This window comes from Staphylococcus sp. Marseille-Q1834 (genome assembly GCF_916858875.1).
Lineage (GTDB): Bacteria > Bacillota > Bacilli > Staphylococcales > Staphylococcaceae > Staphylococcus > Staphylococcus pragensis.
Genome location: NZ_CAKASN010000002.1, coordinates 300,390 through 319,381 on the forward strand (window position 1 = coordinate 300,390; position 18,992 = coordinate 319,381).

Annotated in this window: 20 protein-coding genes; 6 read left to right on the plus strand and 14 right to left on the minus strand. The window is 32.3% G+C overall.

Annotated features, from left to right (window positions below; genetic code table 11):
* The first annotated feature begins 22 nt into the window (after positions 1-22).
* A complete protein-coding gene (locus tag LIX58_RS10580) occupies positions 23-529 on the plus strand; it encodes a DUF309 domain-containing protein (protein WP_126566923.1) in 507 nt (168 codons plus the stop codon).
* A gap of 244 nt (positions 530-773) precedes the next feature.
* Here the strand turns inward: LIX58_RS10580 and xerD are convergent, their stop codons facing one another.
* From xerD to LIX58_RS10595, 3 genes are all read right to left on the minus strand, one after another.
* Entirely contained in the window at positions 774-1,661 is an 888-nt protein-coding gene (xerD, locus tag LIX58_RS10585) for a site-specific tyrosine recombinase XerD (protein ID WP_126566924.1), read from the minus strand.
* A gap of 93 nt (positions 1,662-1,754) precedes the next feature.
* Positions 1,755-2,201 carry a Fur family transcriptional regulator gene (locus LIX58_RS10590; RefSeq protein WP_154836875.1) on the minus strand — a complete coding sequence of 149 codons (447 nt, stop codon included), beginning with the start codon at positions 2,199-2,201 and terminating at the stop codon, positions 1,755-1,757.
* 104 nt (positions 2,202-2,305) lie between these two features.
* The gene (locus LIX58_RS10595; protein WP_126566926.1) at positions 2,306-2,848 is read right to left on the minus strand and encodes an NUDIX domain-containing protein; all 543 of its coding nucleotides are present in this window, start codon (positions 2,846-2,848) and stop codon (positions 2,306-2,308) included.
* 81 nt (positions 2,849-2,929) lie between these two features.
* Here LIX58_RS10595 and LIX58_RS10600 point away from each other — a divergent pair, with 81 nt between their 5' ends.
* Positions 2,930-3,844, plus strand: coding sequence for an aldo/keto reductase (locus tag LIX58_RS10600; RefSeq protein ID WP_126566927.1), 915 nt, complete (start codon positions 2,930-2,932; stop codon positions 3,842-3,844).
* A gap of 57 nt (positions 3,845-3,901) precedes the next feature.
* Here the strand turns inward: LIX58_RS10600 and LIX58_RS10605 are convergent, their stop codons facing one another.
* Both LIX58_RS10605 and LIX58_RS10610 read right to left on the minus strand, forming a co-directional pair.
* Positions 3,902-4,144, minus strand: a complete 243-nt coding sequence (locus LIX58_RS10605) for a hypothetical protein (protein WP_126566928.1) — start codon at positions 4,142-4,144, stop codon at positions 3,902-3,904.
* A gap of 22 nt (positions 4,145-4,166) precedes the next feature.
* A complete protein-coding gene (locus LIX58_RS10610) occupies positions 4,167-4,922 on the minus strand; it encodes an SDR family NAD(P)-dependent oxidoreductase (protein WP_154836879.1) in 756 nt (251 codons plus the stop codon).
* 317 nt (positions 4,923-5,239) lie between these two features.
* On the opposite strand from LIX58_RS10610, the gene proC reads away from it, so the two are divergent.
* Positions 5,240-6,055 carry a pyrroline-5-carboxylate reductase gene (gene proC, locus LIX58_RS10615; RefSeq protein ID WP_126566930.1) on the plus strand — a complete coding sequence of 272 codons (816 nt, stop codon included), beginning with the start codon at positions 5,240-5,242 and terminating at the stop codon, positions 6,053-6,055.
* Positions 6,056-6,120: 65 nt separating this feature from the next.
* Here the strand turns inward: proC and rnz are convergent, their stop codons facing one another.
* Positions 6,121-7,041 (minus strand): ribonuclease Z, encoded by a 921-nt coding sequence (gene rnz, locus LIX58_RS10620; RefSeq protein ID WP_154836881.1) that lies wholly within the window; start codon positions 7,039-7,041, stop codon positions 6,121-6,123.
* Positions 7,042-7,288: 247 nt separating this feature from the next.
* Between rnz and zwf the strand changes: the two genes are divergently transcribed.
* Together zwf and LIX58_RS10630 are read left to right on the plus strand one after the other, a co-directional pair.
* The gene (gene zwf / locus LIX58_RS10625) at positions 7,289-8,776 is read left to right on the plus strand and encodes a glucose-6-phosphate dehydrogenase (protein WP_226386320.1); all 1,488 of its coding nucleotides are present in this window, start codon (positions 7,289-7,291) and stop codon (positions 8,774-8,776) included.
* A 184-nt stretch (positions 8,777-8,960) separates the two neighbouring features.
* Positions 8,961-9,824 (plus strand): AraC family transcriptional regulator, encoded by an 864-nt coding sequence (locus LIX58_RS10630; RefSeq protein ID WP_126566933.1) that lies wholly within the window; start codon positions 8,961-8,963, stop codon positions 9,822-9,824.
* 194 nt (positions 9,825-10,018) lie between these two features.
* On the opposite strand, the gene LIX58_RS10635 is transcribed toward LIX58_RS10630, so the two are convergent.
* From LIX58_RS10635 to LIX58_RS10655, 5 genes are all read right to left on the minus strand, one after another.
* Positions 10,019-10,120 carry a type I toxin-antitoxin system Fst family toxin gene (locus LIX58_RS10635; RefSeq protein WP_126566934.1) on the minus strand — a complete coding sequence of 34 codons (102 nt, stop codon included), beginning with the start codon at positions 10,118-10,120 and terminating at the stop codon, positions 10,019-10,021.
* A 192-nt stretch (positions 10,121-10,312) separates the two neighbouring features.
* Positions 10,313-11,959 (minus strand): glycoside hydrolase family 13 protein, encoded by a 1,647-nt coding sequence (locus LIX58_RS10640; RefSeq protein WP_154836885.1) that lies wholly within the window; start codon positions 11,957-11,959, stop codon positions 10,313-10,315.
* Positions 11,959-12,984: a LacI family DNA-binding transcriptional regulator gene (locus LIX58_RS10645; protein WP_154836887.1), complete on the minus strand. Its 1,026-nt coding sequence runs from the start codon at positions 12,982-12,984 to the stop codon at positions 11,959-11,961. Before LIX58_RS10645 ends, LIX58_RS10640 begins: the two co-directional genes overlap by 1 nt.
* A gap of 192 nt (positions 12,985-13,176) precedes the next feature.
* Positions 13,177-14,583 carry an NADP-dependent phosphogluconate dehydrogenase gene (gndA, locus tag LIX58_RS10650; RefSeq protein WP_154836889.1) on the minus strand — a complete coding sequence of 469 codons (1,407 nt, stop codon included), beginning with the start codon at positions 14,581-14,583 and terminating at the stop codon, positions 13,177-13,179.
* 76 nt (positions 14,584-14,659) lie between these two features.
* On the minus strand, positions 14,660-15,784 hold the full coding sequence (locus LIX58_RS10655; RefSeq protein ID WP_154836891.1) for a M20/M25/M40 family metallo-hydrolase: 1,125 nt from the start codon (positions 15,782-15,784) through the stop codon (positions 14,660-14,662).
* Between the two features lie 158 nt (positions 15,785-15,942).
* Here LIX58_RS10655 and prli42 point away from each other — a divergent pair, with 158 nt between their 5' ends.
* A complete protein-coding gene (gene prli42 / locus LIX58_RS10660; protein WP_160148974.1) occupies positions 15,943-16,038 on the plus strand; it encodes a stressosome-associated protein Prli42 in 96 nt (31 codons plus the stop codon).
* 100 nt (positions 16,039-16,138) lie between these two features.
* Here prli42 and LIX58_RS10665 read toward each other — a convergent pair whose 3' ends face one another.
* The 3 genes from LIX58_RS10665 to LIX58_RS10675 all read right to left on the minus strand — a co-directional run bounded on the left by LIX58_RS10665 (position 16,139) and on the right by LIX58_RS10675 (position 18,984).
* Positions 16,139-17,116, minus strand: a complete 978-nt coding sequence (locus LIX58_RS10665) for an aromatic acid exporter family protein (protein ID WP_126566939.1) — start codon at positions 17,114-17,116, stop codon at positions 16,139-16,141.
* Positions 17,117-17,129: 13 nt separating this feature from the next.
* A complete protein-coding gene (gene brxB / locus LIX58_RS10670) occupies positions 17,130-17,567 on the minus strand; it encodes a bacilliredoxin BrxB (protein WP_154836893.1) in 438 nt (145 codons plus the stop codon).
* 103 nt (positions 17,568-17,670) lie between these two features.
* Positions 17,671-18,984, minus strand: coding sequence for a dihydrolipoamide acetyltransferase family protein (locus LIX58_RS10675; RefSeq protein WP_126566941.1), 1,314 nt, complete (start codon positions 18,982-18,984; stop codon positions 17,671-17,673).
* Between the last annotated feature and the right edge of the window lie 8 nt (positions 18,985-18,992).

Consider the following 18,992-nt stretch of genomic DNA (forward strand, 5'->3'; position numbering starts at 1 on the left):
TTTAAATTGAGGTTGAAGTGGAATGGAACGAGCATTAATCGATTTTTATTATCAATTTCATAAGCATCAACATTATTTTTTATGCCATGATATTTTAGAAGATGCTTGGAAAGCTAATCCCCATTTTTCTAAAAATGATGCTATTGTAAGTCTTATATTATTTACTACTGCTATGTATCATTATAGAAGAGAAAATTACATTGGAGCATTGAAAAGCTGTAAAAAGGCATTTGTTACATTTCAAAATGCTAAGGACAAATCGAGTGTGGGTCTATATGAAAATAGTTATAAAGCTTTATTGAATACTCAAATCGAAAAAATAACACTACACAAACAATTCACTCCTGTAAAATTGCCTATTAACAAGCAATTTGAAGATAACATTTATACAGAAATGCCAGATTATGAATTTAACGAATTTGTAATCAAAGATGATTACATCGTACATCATCACCTGCTTAGAGATCGAAGTGAAGTGATTGCTGCTCGACAACAAGCCCTTCTAGATAAGAAAAATAACATGTCATGAAATATGACTTATAAAGAAAAGTACGGAAGTTTTCATCGGTAAAATGAGTTGAATCATGTGAAGATTTTTGTATTTAAAGTACTGCGTTAGTTTGGTTCAATGATGTTTATTAAATTCTTCGAAAGTGACCTATATTTCAAAGTATAATAATGTCTAATTATAAAAGAAGCCAGTGAATGACTTGAAAAATCATTTACTGGCTATACTTCTAGGTATTATGTCCTAAATTCTTATAATTATAAATTTAAGCTCTTGGATGGAATTGGTTATACATTTGACGTATTTGAGATTTAGAAACGTGCGTATAAAGTTGAGTAGTTGAAATATCTGAATGACCTAACATTTCTTGTACTGCACGTAAATCAGCACCATTTTCAAGTAAATGTGTAGCAAAAGAATGACGAAGTGTGTGTGGTGTTAAAGTTTTATTGATGTTGGCTTTTAAGCCATACTGTTTAATCATTTTCCAAATACCTTGGCGTGTCAATGGTCGGCCATGCATATTGAGAAATAATACATTAGTAATTGTCTTTTTCAATAATAGAGGACGCACTTTTTCTAAATAAGTATCTAAAAATTCAATAACTGTATCACCTAAAGGTATAATTCTTTCTTTATTCCCTTTTCCAAACACTCTGACAAATCCCATAATTAAATTAATATCTTCAATTTCTATATTAATTAATTCTGATACACGCATGCCTGTAGCATATAAAAGCTCTAAAATTGTGCGGTCGCGATAACCATTATTTTTATTTAAATCAGGTGTTTCAAGAAGTTGAACAACTTCTTCTACTTCTAACACATCGGGTAGTTTCTTCTCATATTTAGGTGTCTCAATCAGTACTGTAGGATCTTTAGCGGCATATTTTTCACGTAATGCAAATTGATGAAAACTTCGAATTGTTGAGATAAAACGAGCAATTGATTTCGAAGACGCACCTTCGTCAATAAAATGGCCGAGGCATTCTTGAATAACTTGACGGTCAATAAAATCAATATGTGCAATTTTATGTTCTTTCATATAAGCTTCATATTTAGCTAAATCTCTTCTATAGGCACCGATTGTATTCTCACTTAAACCTTTTTCAATCTGTATAAATTTCAAATATTCTTCAATAATCGTATTCATATTTCCACCTTCATTGATATAGAAAAATGGAGTGAAACAAATTCTAAGTGCTTGTTTCACTCCGACGTCTAAAATTGTTTTAAATTAGCTAAATTATTTACCTTTAGCTTGGCACTCGGCACAGACGCCATGAAATGTTAATCTATGGTCTAAAATTCTAAAATTATATTCTGATTCAACACGTTCTTCTACTTTAGGTAATAAGTCTTCATGAATTTCATCTACTTTACCACATTCCATACATACAAGATGGTGATGAAAATGTTTTGCGCCTTCTTTTCTTAAATCAAAGCGTGCTACCCCATCGCCGAAATTAATTTTATCTACAACTTTTAATTCGGCTAATAATTCAAGTGTTCTATAAACAGTGGCTAGTCCAATTTCTGGTGCTTTATCTTTAACTTTTAAATAGACATCTTCAGCACTAAGATGATCTTTTTCATTTTCAATTAGAACACGAACCGTTGCCTCACGTTGAGGTGTTAATTTGTAAGATGATTGTTGTAATTGTTGTTTTACTCTGTTTAATCGTTCTTCCATGGGAGCGACACTCCTCTATTAATAATTATAATCATTTTAAAGTGATAATATCTCACATACTAAATTAACAATATTCTCAATAAAAGGCAAGCTTTAAACGGTTGTTATTTAGAATGATTATAATTTAATAATATATACTGTAGGCCAATAATTGTTTTAGCATCTTCGATTTCGTCGCTATCAAGTAAGTCTTTGATTTTATCAATTGGCACTTTGTGAAGCTCTACAAATTCATCATCATCTAAGTTCATTTCCCCTTCACTTAAGTTATCTGAGAAATAGATTGATAGTTTTTCATTAGAAAAGCCAGGTGATCCATACATATGAGTAATGAAGTTTAAATCATTAGCAATATAACCTGTTTCTTCTTCTAATTCACGTTTAGCTGCTTCTTCTCTTTCTTCATCCTCTTCAAGTTTACCGGCTGGAATTTCAAGTAATGGTTTTTCAACAGGTTTACGGTATTGTTTGACTAAGAGGACTTCATTTTCAGGAGTAATTGCACAAACAGCTACTGCCCCATTATGATTAACAATTTCCCTTTTTGATGTTTTACCATCTGGTAGTTCTACATCATGAATTTCTAAGTCAATAATTTTACCATTATAAATTACCGTTCTATCAAATGTTTTTTCATTAAATTCCACTATATTCACGTCCCTTTTAATTCTTAATATAAATTGATAAGATGAATGCGTTACCTAAAGTGTATCGAAAGGAGATTGGACATGCAAAAGAATATATTAAAAAGCGGCATAGAAATTTCGGAATTAGGTTTGGGATGTATGAGTTTAGGTACAAACTATCAAGAAGCTGAACCCATTATTGAAACTGCGATTGAAGAGGGTATCACTTATTTTGATACTGCAGATATTTATGATCGCGGTGTAAATGAAGACATAGTTGGAAAAGCTTTAAAGAAATATCAAAATCGAGATGACATCGTTATTGGTACAAAAGTGGGAAACCGTCCAACTGAGGATGGTGGTACAACTTGGGATCCTTCAAAAAAATATATAAAAGAAAGCGTTAAGGGTTCTTTACAACGTCTTGGTTTAGATCATTTAGATTTATATCAATTACATGGTGGAACAATTGAGGATCCTTTAGATGAGACAATCAGTGCTTTTAATGAACTTAAGCAAGAAGGGATTATTAGAGCATATGGTATTTCTTCAATTCGTCCAAATGTGATTGATTATTATTTAAAACATAGTGAGATTGAAACAATTATGTCTCAATTCAATTTAATTGATAATCGCCCAGAAAAATTACTTAATGACATACACGCTCATCACGTAAAAGTTTTAGCACGTGGTCCTGTATTTAAAGGGTTACTTACTTCAAAAAGCGTAGATGTTTTAGATAAGAAGTTTAAAGATGGCATATTCGATTATGACTACCATGAGTTAGGCGAAACAATTGCTTCAATCAAAGAAGTCGAAAGTAATTTAAGTGCCCTTTCTTTTGAATATTTAACTTCTCACGATGCACTTGGTTCAATTATAGTCGGTGCTAGTTCTGTAGAACAATTGAAAGACAATGTTGAAAATTATAAAAAAACAGTAAGTCTTGATCGTATTAAGGCAGCACGTGAACGTGTGAAAAATTTAGAGTATACACAACATTTAAATACTAAGTAAAATTATTTAAAAATCGGAGTAGCAATACGCTGAATACGAATATGCTATTCCGATTTTTTAATATTGTTTTAAATAGTGATATAGTCCCTCATCAGATAGCCCTTTTATTGAAACATTCATTATTTCTCCTCTTAAAACTAGCTCATGAAATTTAAATTCAATAAATTCTTGTTCACTACTTTCTAAAGAATTATAGTATGAATTTCCTAATAAATCTTTAAGTTGAAAAGAAGTTTGTGGTGTCATAGGTTGCAAGTTTTCAACAGCATATTTGACATGTTTATTCACACAACAAATCATCATTATTCCACCTTTGTTCTTGTTAAATTTTATTTTTAAATAAAGGAGTCAACCATTGTTCAAGTGTTCTTGGAGCCAATTGGTAAATTTTTAACAAGTGATACATCCACTTTGGTTGATTAATTTCTTTTTTTCTTTTAATGATGCCTTCTATAATATCTTTAGCTAATTGTTGAGGGTCAATCATGATTGACTCATATGTTTGCGCATATTTTAAACTTGGGTCAGCCTTTTCGTGGAAAGGCGTTTTAATTGGTCCAGGATTCACCGCCATAAAATGAAATTGAGATTCCTCGATACGTAAAGCATTTAAAATAGCATTAAGGGCAGCTTTAGAAGCACCATAATGTGCTGCATTGGCTTGTGTAACGAAAGCGGCCTGACTTGAAATGCCTACGATAGTAGCTTTGTTTGAAAAGTAAGGTCGTAAAATATTGTAGAGTAAATTGAAACTAATCAAGTTTACGTCGTATGTTTCAATCATTTCTTCTGCAGTATGATGTGCAACCGATTTGAAATAGCCTAACCCTGAACTGTAAATAAGTCCATTAATTGGAGTGTTAATGTTAGAGGCGACGTTAGCAATGGCTTCCCTATCTTGTAAATCACAGTGAATCATAGACACTTTTGATTGATAAGGACCAAATTGAATATTATTAAACTTTGTTTTATTTCGTGCTATTACTGTAACATATGCACCTTTTTTTAATAACTGTTTCACTATTTCTAAACCTAGACCACTAGTGCCTCCAGTAACAATATAATGATGACCAATCATATCTCTTCGAACCCCTTTATAAACTTTGTTACTATAGTAACTTATTTTTAATTATTTATAAATGAATAGAAAGTTTAATATGTACTTATTTTTCAATAAAAAACTAAGTTTCTGTAATTAAGAGTTTATGCTGAGAATCAACTGGGATGAAGCTCATGTGTTTAGAAACACTAATTTTTTTAAAATTCAAAATATTTTGAGGATCACCTGAGCTGAAGCTCATGCGTATAGAAGCACTAAATTTTTAAAATTAAAAATAAGTGCCTCTTATATGTTACTATAGTGGTATAAAATGATTAGTGAGGGTGATGTTGTTAATGAAATTAGTATTTTATGGTGCTGGTAATATGGCACAAGCGATTTTTAAAGGAATTATTAATTCTAAAACGCTTAATTCCAATGATATTTATCTAACTAATAAGTCAAATGAAGAAAGACTTAAACAATTTGCTGAAGAGTTAGGTGTGGAATACAGTTATGATGATGAAGCGTTATTAAAAGATGCGGATTATGTATTTTTAGGAACTAAACCTTATGATTTTGAAGAAGTCGCAAAACGTATTCAACCGCATATTACGGATGAAAATCGATTTATTTCCATTATGGCTGGTTTACCAATTAACTATATTCATGAACAACTTCAAGTAACAAATCCTATTGCGCGTATTATGCCTAATACTAATGCTCAAGTTGGACATTCAGTAACGGGAATTAGCTTTTCAGGAAACTTTGGACCTAAATCTAAAGATGAAGTCATTGAATTAGTAAATGCGTTTGGTTCTGTCATTGAAGTTGACGAAGATCACTTACACCAAGTAACAGCTATTACTGGAAGCGGTCCTGCTTTCCTATATCATGTATTTGAACAATATGTTAAAGCTGGTACTGAATTAGGTCTTGAAAAAGGTCAAGTCGAAGAATCAATCAAAAACTTAATTATTGGTACAAGTAAAATGATAGAACGTTCTGATTTAAGCATGGAACAATTACGTAAAAACATCACTTCTAAAGGTGGTACAACTCAAGCAGGTTTAAATGCCTTAGCACAACACGATATTAAAGGCATATTTGAAGATTGCTTAAACGCTGCCGTTGAAAGAAGTATAGAACTTTCAAAAAGTGAAGATAATTAATACTAAATTTTTATTTAAAAAACCCTATCCGCTTTGATTATGTGGATAGGGTTCTAATTTAATAATTAAATTTTATAAGTTTCGAAGTCTTTAACGAACTCGAAGTTTGGTGTATCTTCAAGTTGTTTTAATTCATTTTTTATTTTATCGATATCTTCATAATTATAACGATTGCTTAGATGTGTAATTAGGCTTTTGCTTACATTAGCTTGTTTAATTAAGCCAAAAACATCATCAATATGGCTATGGTGATAATTGTTTGCTAACGTTTTATCCCCTTCTATATAGGTCGCTTCATGAATCATTACCTCTGCATCTTGTGCAATTATCATTTCATTCTTACAAGGCTTAGTATCACCAAAAATAGATATAATCGGTCCAGGTTTGGCAGGTCCTTTGAAATCATCAGAATTAAATACTTGTCCATTATGTTCGAAAGTATCATACATTTTAACTTCTTGATATTTAGGCCCTGGTTCTAATCCGATTGCTTTTAATGCTTGAACGTCAATTGTGCCAGGTGTTGTTGGGGATTCAATACGATAACCATAAGAAGGTATGCCATGATTTAATAACTTAGCTGATACCGAAAAACCTTTATGATGATATGTAAAATTGTTATCAATCTCAATAAATGTAGTTGGATAATTTAAATGAGATTCTGATAACTTAAGTGAAGATTCAATGTAAGCTCGTATACCCTTGGGTCCAATGATAGTTAGTGGCTTATCTTCTCCACCTTGGAATGAACGACTAGTCAATAATCCAGGTAAGCCAAAAATGTGATCGCCGTGCATATGCGTGATAAATATATGATCCACTTTACCTAGCTTAATTGAATGATGTAAGATTTGATGTTGAGTCCCTTCGCCTACATCAAAAAGCCAAATCGCATTTGAATATGGTTCAAGATTTAAAGCGATGGATTGCGTGTTTCTTTCTTTAGTTGGTAAACCCGCACTCGTCCCGAAAAATGTAACTTCCATGCATATGCCTCCTTTTTCTTCAATATATTTTATCATATGTAGAAGTGATTGTTATAATGAGAAATAAAATAAATAAAATTGAAACGATTTAAGGTATAATGGTATTTATATTATATTAAATTGCGCATTATTCGTTTTGGATGTAAATTTGAATTATAGGACATCTGAAAGGCAAAAATGTAGGAACTACTAATAATTTATTTTATAATAAATAAATCATAGCAATTAAAGAATTGAGGTTTTGAACTTGAGTAAACAAACGAAACACATCCCTTGTTTAATTACTATCTTCGGTGCTACTGGAGATTTAAGTCATAGAAAGTTATTTCCGTCATTATTCCACTTATTCCAACAAGATAATTTAGATGAACACATTGCTATTATAGGAATTGGACGTCGAGATTACACGAATGAAATTTTCCGTGAACAAGTGAAAGCATCTATTGAATCACATGTTGAAGATACTACTCAAATTGATAAATTTATGGAACATGTTTATTATTTCAAACATGATGTTAGTGATGAACAAAGTTATCATGATTTATTAGATTTTTCTAATCAGTTAGATACTCAATATCAATTAAAAGGTAATCGCCTATTCTACTTAGCGATGGCACCTCAATTCTTTGGTATTATTTCTGATTACTTAAAATCATCTGGTCTTACTGAAACAAATGGCTTTAAACGTCTGGTGATTGAAAAACCATTTGGTAGCGACTTAAAATCAGCTGAACAATTAAATAATCAACTTCGTCAATCATTTAAGGAAGAAGAAATATATCGTATTGACCACTATCTTGGTAAAGATATGGTACAAAATATTGAAGTATTACGTTTTGCTAATGCCATGTTCGAACCATTATGGAATAATAAATATATTTCTAATATACAAGTTACATCTTCTGAAATACTCGGTGTCGAAGATCGTGGTGGCTACTATGAATCAAGCGGTGCATTAAAAGACATGGTACAAAACCATATGTTACAAATGGTCGCTTTATTAGCAATGGAAGCCCCTATCAGTCTCAAAAGTGAAGATATCCGTGCTGAAAAAGTTAAAGTATTAAAATCACTTAGACAATTAAAACCTGAAGAAGTGAAAAAGAACTTTGTTCGTGGTCAGTATGATAGAGGCTATATTAACGGTGAAGAAGTTAAAGCGTATCGTGAAGAAGACCGCGTAGCTGAAGATTCAAATACACCTACATTCGTTTCAGGTCGTTTAACTATTGATAATTTCCGTTGGGCAGGTGTGCCATTCTATATTCGAACTGGTAAACGTATGAAATCTAAAACAATTCAAGTTGTAGTAGAGTTCAAAGAAGTTCCTATGAATTTATATTATCAAACTGATAAATTGCTTGATTCTAATTTATTAGTGATCAATATTCAACCAAATGAAGGTATCTCACTTCATTTAAATGCTAAGAAAAATATTCAAGGCATTGATACTGAACCTGTACAATTATCATATGCATTAAGTGCACAGGATAAAATGAATACCGTTGACGCATATGAAAATCTATTGTTTGACTGCCTTAAAGGTGACGCGACTAACTTTACTCATTGGGAAGAATTAAAATCAACTTGGAAATTTGTTGATATCATTCAAGATGAATGGACAATGAATGAACCTTCATGTTTCCCTAATTATCAATCTGGTACTAATGGTCCATTGGAAAGTGATTTATTGTTAAGTCGTGACGGAAATCATTGGTGGGACGACATTCAATAAAACGTATATAGTTCATGAGGAGGACAAATATGAGTTTGAATCTAAATGATTTAAACTCATATTCTGTCCTTCTTCCATTATTTTTTGAAAAAGTTATTAAATATAGCACACGTTAAGATGTATATTTTTATAAAATAAGGTAAAATATGTATTAATTGATTGTAAAATTATTGGAGTGAAAGTTTTGGACGTTATCAAGCAGATACAACAGGCAATCGTATATATTGAGGATCGTTTATTAGAGCCGTTTAATTTGCAAGATTTAAGTGATTACGTTGGTCTTTCTCCTTACCATCTAGATCAATCATTTAAAATGATTGTAGGACAATCACCAGAGAGTTATGCACATGCTAGAAAAATGACTGTAGCTGCTAGAGAAATGATGCTTAGCGCTTCAAGATTAGTTGATGTAGCTAAAAAGTACAATTATGCAAGTTCAAATGAATTTGCTAATGATTTTAGTGATTTTCATGGTATCTCACCTATTCAAGCATCTGCTAAAAAAGATGAGTTAAAATTGCAAGAACGATTGTATATTAAATTAACGACTACTGAACGTGCACCTTATCCATATAGATTAGATACTACTGATGATATACCATTAGTTGGATATGCTCGATTTGTTGAAGCGGATAACTTATCTAACCCCTTTAAAGTTCCTGATTTTTTAGAAGATTTATTCAACGATGGTAGATTAAAAGAATTGAAAAGATATAATAATATAAGCCCTTATGAAGTATTTGTCATTACTTGCCCGTTAGATGAAGGTGTAGAAATATTTGTTGGCGTCCCAAGTGAACGCTATCCAGCACATTTAGAAAGTAGATTGTTACCGGGTAGACATTATGCTAAATTCAATTTAAAAGGCGAAATTGATTATGCAGTTAATGAAGCTTGGTATTATATAGAATCAAGTTTGCAACTCACTTTACCCTATGAACGAGACAGCTTGTATGTTGAAATTTATCCTTTTGATTTCTCATTTGAGGACCCATTCACTAAAATTCAACTTTGGTTACCTATTAAACAAGAAAATTACGATATATAAATTATTAAATAAAATAAGTGCGATTAATGAGCTGATAACTAGAGCGCATTAATCGCTTTTTTTAGGTAAATATTTTTGCAATATTCTACGCTCTAGTGCTATAATGCAATTAACAAGAGCTTCGTGCATTTTATGCACCAATCCCCTCACTATTGCGAGTAGTGAGGGGATTTTTTACTGGTGTGGCTTGTCGCCTATTTTTTCTTATTATTGCGTGTACGTAGCCATTGCGCAAATAACGCAACAATACAACCACTTATGGCTGTGGTCGTGATGTGAACAAGAGCTTCGACCATCTTATATGCACCCCCTCTCTGCGTCTAAATTGACGCCTGAGAGATAGGCGACTTTATTATTATATCATCTCTAATTATTAAGTAATAGATAACTTTCTCTATAGAAGATGACCTTCCTTAATTGTTACAATACTTTAAGAAAATGAAACGAGGTGAAGATAATATTTAAATTGTCTTCACCTCGTATGCATATTATATTTCAGCTACAAAAGCTTCAAACGGTTTGAGAGATGTTACGTCTAACGGACTATCATAGTTGTGTAGTTTAATTGCTTCACTACCTACCTCAAATGGTAGTGATAATTGTGCAGATTTATCTGTTAAATTCCCTGCCACAACTACTGTTTTACCATCTAATTTACGCGTATAAGCAAATACATTTTCATTTTCTGCATCAACTAAGTCAAATTGTCCATAAGTATAAATATCGTTTGATTTCTTCAATTGAATTAATTTTTTATAAAAATTAAGTACTGATTTTTCATCTTCCAATTGTTGTGCTACATTGATGTCTTTATAGTTCGGATTGACTGGGAACCAAGGTGTACCTTTAGTAAAGCCTCCATTTATAGAATCATTCCATTGCATTGGAGTACGCGAATTATCACGATTTTCCATTTTATACTTATCTAATAATTGGTTAGTGTCTCCACCTTGTTCTTTTACAATTTGGTACTCGTTTTTAACTGCCACGTCATTAAAGGTTTCGATACTTTCAAATGGATAATTTGTCATACCAATTTCTTGTCCTTGATAAATAAATGGCGTTCCTTGTTGAAGGAAATAAACTATTGCATGACTAGTAGCAGATTCATACCAGTATTCTTTATCATTACCCCATGTAGAAACTCTACGTGGCTGATCGTGATTTTCAATAAATAAAGCATTCCAACCGACACCTTCTAGTCTTTTTTGCCAACGATTTAACACATCTTTATACGCTTTAACATCGAATTGTGAGTCGCCTGTACTCCATAAACCTAAATGTTCAAATTGGAAAATCATATTAAACTTACCTTTATCTTCTCCAACCCACTCTTCTGCATTATCAGGATTGACGCCATTCGCCTCTCCTACAGTCATAATGTCATACTTAGAAAGAGATTCATCTTTCATTTCTTGTAACCATTCTTGAATACCTGGTTGATTCATATCTACATCAAATGCTGGTGCATATTTTTTCCCCTCAGGTACTGGTAAATCTCCGGCTTCGAACGTTTTTTTAATATGCGTAATGGCATCTACTCGGAAGCCATCAATTCCTTTTTCAAACCACCAATTCATCATATCAAATACTGCTTTACGTACTTCTGGATTATCCCAGTTTAAATCAGGTTGTTTTTTACTAAATAAGTGGAAGTAATATTGATCTGTGACTTCATCAAATTGCCAAGTTGACCCATTAAAGATGCTTTCCCAATTATTAGGTTCAGAGCCATCAGGTTTAGGATCTGCCCAAATATACCAATCTCGTTTAGGATTATCTTTGCTTGATTTCGACTCAATAAACCAAGGGTGTTCATCTGACGTATGATTTACAACTAAATCTAAGATGAGTTTCATGCCTCTCTCATGGACGCCTTCTAATAAGCGGTCGAAATCTTCCATTGTGCCAAATTCATCCATAATTTCTTGATAATCACTAATGTCATAACCATTATCATCGTTAGGCGATTGATACATAGGACTTAGCCAAATCACATCTATTCCCAAGTCTTTTAAGTAATCTAACTTTTCAATAACGCCTGGTAAATCACCTATTCCGTCATTATTACTATCTTTGAAACTTCTTGGGTAAACTTGATACGCTACTGCTTCTTTCCACCAATTTTTAGTCATTATTGATTCTCCTTTGTCAACTTTTTAGTAGATTGTCTAATTTCTAAATGTGTTTCTATTTCTTTTTCTGAAAATGACACAGGTAACCCTTTTAATAGATTAATGATTGTTGCGCCAGCTTCTTTACCTAACAAATCAGGGTTAATGCAGACGCTAGTTTGTGGCGGTGCTGCATTTTCAGTCAAATAAGAAGTATTAAAAGTACAGGTTTGAATAGTATTAGGTACATTAAAGTGATAATCATATAAAATACTAAGTACTTGAAGGTTTAACATTGCATCAGAAGTAATAAGCGCAGTAGGTTTAAGCGAATGATTATTAATGCAATAATGTTCAATAATCTTATTTATTGAATGTCGAGACGTTGCCTCTTCAACTGCATATTGGATTGTAAAATCCTCACAAATATTTCTAAAGCCATCTTCTCTATCTTTAGTCACAGCAAAATCTCCTGGCTCTCTAAGAAAAAGGATGTATCTATGACCTAAATTATACAAATACTGTGTTAATAGTTCAGCGGCCTTAATATTATTGTTGTCAATATGAATGACATCATTATAATTAAGAGGTTTACCAACCACGATATAAGGAAGACTTTGCTCATGAAGTAGTTTCTCAATTTCATCATTCTCTTTAGAATATAAGAGTATAAAACCATCTACACTTCGCGATTGAATCATTTGTTTAACTTCAATAAATAGCTCATTTGAATGTTCAGATACCGTCATTTTGGTTGAATAGCCGTGACGATTACATTCTTGATGAATGCCATTAAGCACATCACTATTAAAAGGATTTTGCCTCACATTGGAGGATGAACTTTTAATAATTAAACCAATTGTTAAAGTTTTGTTTGTAATTAATGTGCGAGCAGCTTGATTAGGACTATAGCCTAATTTGTCCATAGCTTCTCTAACTCTGTTCGCAGTTGCTTCAGTAATCTTAGGGTTATTCCGAATCACTCTTGAAACGGTCGATATTGATACATTCGCCTCAGAAGCTACATCTTTAATGGTTGTCTTCATTCATAAAAAACCACACTTTCTTTTAAAAATAGGTAAGCGCTTACAACAAGCTATATCTCTATCTTAAAAATATATGAATAAGAAGTCAACGATTTTGTGCAAACGATTGCACAATATTTGCAAAAAAATGAAGTAGTAACATAAATAGCTACTACTCCATGAAAATATACTGTTTTTTAGTTTTGAAAAGGTTTATTCTTCTACCCATTGAGTATGGAATACGCCTTCTTTATCTTTACGTTCATAAGTGTGAGCGCCGAAATAGTCACGTTGAGCTTGAATTAAGTTAGCTGGTAAATCTTCTGAACGGTAACTATCATAATAGTTTACACTTGCAGAGAAACCAGGTGTTGGTACACCATTACGAACACCAGTCGCAACAACATCTCTTAACGCATCTTGATATTCAGTAACAATACCTTTGAAGTATGGATCTAATAAAAGATTTTGTAATTTTGCATTATTATCATAAGCGTCTTTAATTTTTTGTAAGAATTGTGCACGGATGATACAACCTTCACGCCAAATCATAGCAAGGTCACCTAATTTAAGGTTCCATTCATTTTCCTCACTTGCTTTACGCATTTGAGCAAACCCTTGAGCATATGAGCAGATTTTACTCATGTATAAAGCTTTGCGAATTTTTTCTAAGAAGTCTTCTTTATTACCGTCGAATTTAACTTCAGGGCCGTTTAACTCTTTAGATGCATTAACACGTTCTTGTTTAATTGAAGAAATGAAACGTGCAAATACAGATTCAGTAATAATTGTTAAAGGAATACCTAATTCTAATGCGTTGATTGAAGTCCATTTACCAGTACCTTTTTGACCAGCTGTATCAAGAATTTTTTCAACTAAAGCTTCATTATTTTCATCTAGTTTAGTGAAAATGTCACCAGTGATTTCAATTAAGTAACTTTCTAATTCACCAGCGTTCCATTCTTTGAAAGTTTTAGAGATTTCTTCGTGAGACATACCTAATAAATCTTTCATCATTGCATAACTTTCAGCAATTAATTGCATGTCTGCATATTCGATACCATTATGCACCATTTTTACGTAATGACCTGCACCATTAGGACCAATGTATTCTACGCATGAAGCGCCATCTTTAGCTTTAGCAGCGATAGCATCTAAAATATCACTTACTTTATTGTAAGCAGCTTCTTGACCACCTGGCATTAATGAAGGACCAGTAAGCGCACCAACTTCACCGCCAGATACACCCATTCCAATAAAGTTAATACCACTTTCTGCTAACGCTTTGTTACGACGAATAGTATCTTGATAATTTGTATTTCCGCCATCAATTAAAATATCATCATCATCTAATAAAGGTAATAAGCTGTCAATTGTTGCATCAGTAGCTGGACCAGCTTTAACCATTAATAAAATTTTACGTGGTTTCTCTAATGAATTAACAAATTCTTCTAAAGAATATGTTGGATGAATTTGTTTACCTTCTGATTCTTTCACCATTTCATCCGTTTTTTCACTTGAACGGTTATATACTGATACACTGTAACCACGTGATTCAATATTCCATGCTAGGTTTTTACCCATTACAGCTAATCCTACTACACCTATTTGTTGAGTCATATTACTTACCTCTCTCATTCGATTTTTTCAATAGTATTGTATCACAAAACATGAAAAGACTTCACTAAACTAATAACTATTCACTGACTAATTCAATGATTTTTAATAACTGTTGTGCCAATTGATTTAAAGACTCCACAGCAATACGTTCAGAAGTAGTATGAATATGCTCATACCCTACGCCAAGGATGACTGTTGGAATACCAAATGTATTAATGATACTTCCATCTGAACCACCACCAGCAATAACAGTATTACCACTAAGTCCTAGTGCATGAGCACTGTTAATTGCATATTGAGTCACTTGATTGTCATCTTCAATTTTAAAGCCTGGATAACTTTTTTCTATTTCTACTTTAGCTTGACCGCCTAATTCTTGAGCAGTTGTTTCAAATACTTCTTTCATATGAGCAACTTGTTTATCAATACTTTCATCATTATGAGAGCGTGCTTCAGCTTCAATAATCACTTCATCAGCTACTATATTAGTGGCTGATCCACCATGGAATTTACCAATATTGGCCGTTGTGTAATCATCAATTTGACCTAAACTCATTTTGCTAATCGCTTTAGCTGCAATGTTGATTGCACTGATACCTTCATTAGGTGTACTCGCATGTGCAGTTTTACCAAGAATAGTTGTTTTTAATACCATTTGTGTCGGCGCACCTACTACAGTAGTACCAACAGGTTGACTCGCATCCACTGCATAACCAAATTGAGCATCAAGCATGGATGGATCTAATTCTTTAGCGCCTTTTAATCCAGATTCCTCTCCAACAGTAATCACAAATTGAATTTGTCCATGAGGAATATTATTTTCTTTTAATACTTCTATCGCTTCAATAATAGCCGCTAAACCAGCTTTATCATCTGAACCAAGAACAGTTGTACCATCAGAATAAATATAACCATCATCTTTAACTTGAGGTTTCACATCAATACCTGGAACAACAGTATCCATATGACTAGTAAAATAAATATTCGAAACATCTTCTTTAGTCGTTGTGCTTGGTAATGTACAAATTAAATTATTAGCACCTAACCACTCTTTCTCAGAAGCATTATCTTCTTTTACTTCCAAACCTAAATCTTCAAATCTTTGTTTTAAAATGGGTTGAATGACTTCTTCATGACCCGTTTCAGAATTAATTTGAACTAATTCTAAAAATGTATTTAATAAGCGTTGACTGTTTACCATGCGTAAAAACCCCTTTCTCATATAATTATTATTTTAACTGACTTTCATCAATATCAAAAATAAATTGATTGCCATTTGTATTAAAATCATTTAAGGTTAATTTATATACTATAATTAAAGATTTTAAGTAGGAACTTGAAATTTAAGGAGCGGCTAAGTTGAATAATAAAGTTTTAAAAGTGATTATTATCATAATGTTAATTGCTGTTGTAGCAGCTTTACTACTTACAAGTTTAGTACCATTAATGCATTAATGCACTAATAATCTTAAGTATGAATTAAAGGGTGAAATGTTAAACTTCAACATTTCACCCCTTATTTTTAAATATGTGAACAATCAAATCATTAATTCATTTATATCTCACTGTGTAATCTTAATGAACCGAATTGAGACTTGATATTCAAATATTCTTCTAATTCATTAAGAATTTGCATCATACTTGCGCGTGATTTTAAAGATTGATGTGTTTTTGGTAAAGGCAATTCATCTAGGGATAAGCGTATTTCATATAAAGAATGCAACCTTAGAGCTGTATAATCATTACTATTTACATTTTCACCAATTTCCCCCAACAAATTAGCTATATCTTCAATTAATGGATCATCTACTGTAATCTGATGGATTAAAGGTTGGATTCTACGTAAGAGTTCAAGTTGTTCCTCTCTCATATCAAAGTAATGATAATACGAATTTTCATTACGACCAAAGTGATTTTTTACATCTCTAAAAGCAATTGATTTAGCTTTTCGAATATCTAGTTGTATCTTGTCGAAAGAAATAGCAAAATCATTATTATAATGGGTACAAGCTTCACTATAGGATTTGAATATTTTCTTAAATCCTGATTCCACTTCTCTTTTAAAATCAAGTAATTTCTTATCTAGACTAGGCATGATTAAGTTCATGATAAATGCAATTCCTAAGCCAATAGTCAATAGGAGTAGTTCATTGATGATTAGATGTAGATTAATTGTTTTTGCATTAAATACATGTAGCAATATTACACAACTCGTCACAACGCCCTCTTGAACGTTTAGCATAACGGTTAATGGAATAAATAATAAGACGATTAAACCAAGTACTACTGCATTTTGACCTAATAAACTAAATATAAATGAGCCAACTAATAGGACCAAAACGCAAGATACAACGCGTGATACAATGGCTTGTACAGAATGTACTTTAGTGTGTTTAATACATAAAACAATAAGGATAGCGCTTGAAGCATAATTATCAAGCCCTATCCATTTCGCTAAGATAACGCCTAGCGTTATCCCTACCGCAGTTTTAAGAGTTCTAAATCCAATCTTATAAGGATTTAACTTTAACATGGGTAGGTTCCTCTTATCTTTCTTCGCAATATTTTTCGAAAAGATTTTGAAGTTGGTTAATAACATCCATGACATCATGGCCTTCAATTTGATGACGTTCAATCATTTCAGTAATTTTACCATCTTTAACTAGAGCAAAAGATGGGCTTGAAGGTGCATAACCTTCAAAATAATCTCGTGCTTGTTGTGTTGCTTCTTTATCTTGGCCAGCAAATACTGTTACTAATCTATCTGGTAATTTATCATAATGTAATGCATGGCTTGCAGCAGGACGTGCGATACCACCTGCACAGCCACATACAGAGTTAACCATAACTAAAGATGTACCGTTTTGTTGTAATACTTTATCCACTTCTTTAGCAGTAGTTAATTGCTCATAACCTGCAGATTCAATTTCATTACGCGCTTGCTCTACTACGCCATTCATATATAAATCAAAATTTAAATCCATGAGAATCACCTTTCTATCATTTCTTTAGTTATTGTCATTTTACTAATTTAACAATCAGAGTTCAAATAGCTTGTCTAATAGTTATAAAACGTCTTCATTAAAATTAATAGATATTAGTATTATCTACGGAATAATTCTCAATGCGTTGTTTAACTTGAGACATAAAACGACCTGTTTGTACGCCATCAAGAATTCGATGGTCAATAGAGATACATAAATTCACCATGCTTCTAATCGCTATCATATCATCAATAACGACTGGTCGTTTTACAATTGATTCTACTTGTAAGATAGCTGCTTGAGGATGATTAATAATACCCATTGATGACACAGAGCCGAATGTTCCAGTATTATTAACTGTAAATGTACCGCCTGACATGTCTTCTTGAGTTAATTTACCATTGCGTGCTTTAAGCGCTAATTCATTAACTTCTCTTGCAATACCTTTTATAGATTTTTCATCTGCATTTTTAATGACAGGAACGTATAACTTATCTTCATCAGCTACCGCAATAGAAATATTGATATCTTTATGCAATACAATCTCGTTGCCATCCCAACTACTATTTAAGAGTGGATTAGCTTTAAGCGCTTCAGCTACTGCTTTTACGAAGAAAGCAAAATATGTTAAGTTATATCCTTCATTTTCTTTAAAACTATTTTTGTGATAATTTCTCGTTTTTACTAGATTAGTAGCATCTACTTCAACCATCATCCAACCATGTGGAATTTCAGTAACACTTGTAACCATATTTTGTGCAATCGCTTTACGTACACCTTTTACTGGAATTACCTGGTCATGTAGATTTGATGATTGTGAGGTAACTGGGATATTTTGAGTTTTTACTTCATCTTTAGGCGTAGATGACTGTGTTTGTTGAGAAGCATTGTTTTGGCCTGATTTAATATAAGCTTCAATATCCTTTTTAGTAACCCTATTTTCAAAGCCAGTACCAGGAACTAATGATAAATCTATGTTATTTTCTGAAGCAATTTTAAATACTACTGGAGAAAAACGGCCATTATTTTTTGGTGTAGATGATTGAGACTGAGATTGTAACGATTGTTGAGACATATTTGTGTTATTGTACTGATCGCTAATTTCATTATTGATAGAAAGTTGATCATCACCACTTAAATTCATATTAAGTTGTTGGTCTTCATTATCATTTGATTCTGATTCATTTGCACTTTCAATTTTGCAAATAACATGATTAATCTCAACTGTTTCACCTTCATTGACACATAGCTCGGTAATGATACCTGAACTAGTCGAAGGTACTTCTGCAGTTACTTTATCAGTGACTACTTCACATAGTGGCTCATATTCATCAACATGGTCTCCTACAGAAACTAACCATTGTTCAATCGTACCTTCGTGTACACTTTCCCCTAATTTTGGCATTTTAATATCCATAATATTGC

Bases quoted from the DNA above. Each gene is read 5' to 3' on its own strand.
- LIX58_RS10645 (WP_154836887.1), bottom strand. From the start codon at position 12,984: ATGAAGACAACCATTAAAGATGTAGCTTCTGAGGCGAATGTATCAATA.
- LIX58_RS10655 (WP_154836891.1), bottom strand. From the start codon at position 15,784: ATGGTAAACAGTCAACGCTTATTAAATACATTTTTAGAATTAGTTCAA.
- LIX58_RS10635 (WP_126566934.1), bottom strand. From the start codon at position 10,120: ATGGTCGAAGCTCTTGTTCACATCACGACCACAGCCATAAGTGGTTGT.
- LIX58_RS10675 (WP_126566941.1), bottom strand. From the start codon at position 18,984: ATGGATATTAAAATGCCAAAATTAGGGGAAAGTGTACACGAAGGTACG.
- LIX58_RS10580 (WP_126566923.1), top strand. From the start codon at position 23: ATGGAACGAGCATTAATCGATTTTTATTATCAATTTCATAAGCATCAA.
- LIX58_RS10610 (WP_154836879.1), bottom strand. From the start codon at position 4,922: ATGATTGGTCATCATTATATTGTTACTGGAGGCACTAGTGGTCTAGGT.
- LIX58_RS10600 (WP_126566927.1), top strand. From the start codon at position 2,930: ATGCAAAAGAATATATTAAAAAGCGGCATAGAAATTTCGGAATTAGGT.
- LIX58_RS10605 (WP_126566928.1), bottom strand. From the start codon at position 4,144: ATGATTTGTTGTGTGAATAAACATGTCAAATATGCTGTTGAAAACTTG.
- LIX58_RS10665 (WP_126566939.1), bottom strand. From the start codon at position 17,116: ATGTTAAAGTTAAATCCTTATAAGATTGGATTTAGAACTCTTAAAACT.
- gndA (WP_154836889.1), bottom strand. From the start codon at position 14,583: ATGACTCAACAAATAGGTGTAGTAGGATTAGCTGTAATGGGTAAAAAC.
- LIX58_RS10640 (WP_154836885.1), bottom strand. From the start codon at position 11,959: ATGACTAAAAATTGGTGGAAAGAAGCAGTAGCGTATCAAGTTTACCCA.
- LIX58_RS10590 (WP_154836875.1), bottom strand. From the start codon at position 2,201: ATGGAAGAACGATTAAACAGAGTAAAACAACAATTACAACAATCATCT.
- rnz (WP_154836881.1), bottom strand. From the start codon at position 7,041: ATGGAAGTTACATTTTTCGGGACGAGTGCGGGTTTACCAACTAAAGAA.
- proC (WP_126566930.1), top strand. From the start codon at position 5,240: ATGAAATTAGTATTTTATGGTGCTGGTAATATGGCACAAGCGATTTTT.
- brxB (WP_154836893.1), bottom strand. From the start codon at position 17,567: ATGGATTTAAATTTTGATTTATATATGAATGGCGTAGTAGAGCAAGCG.
- xerD (WP_126566924.1), bottom strand. From the start codon at position 1,661: ATGAATACGATTATTGAAGAATATTTGAAATTTATACAGATTGAAAAA.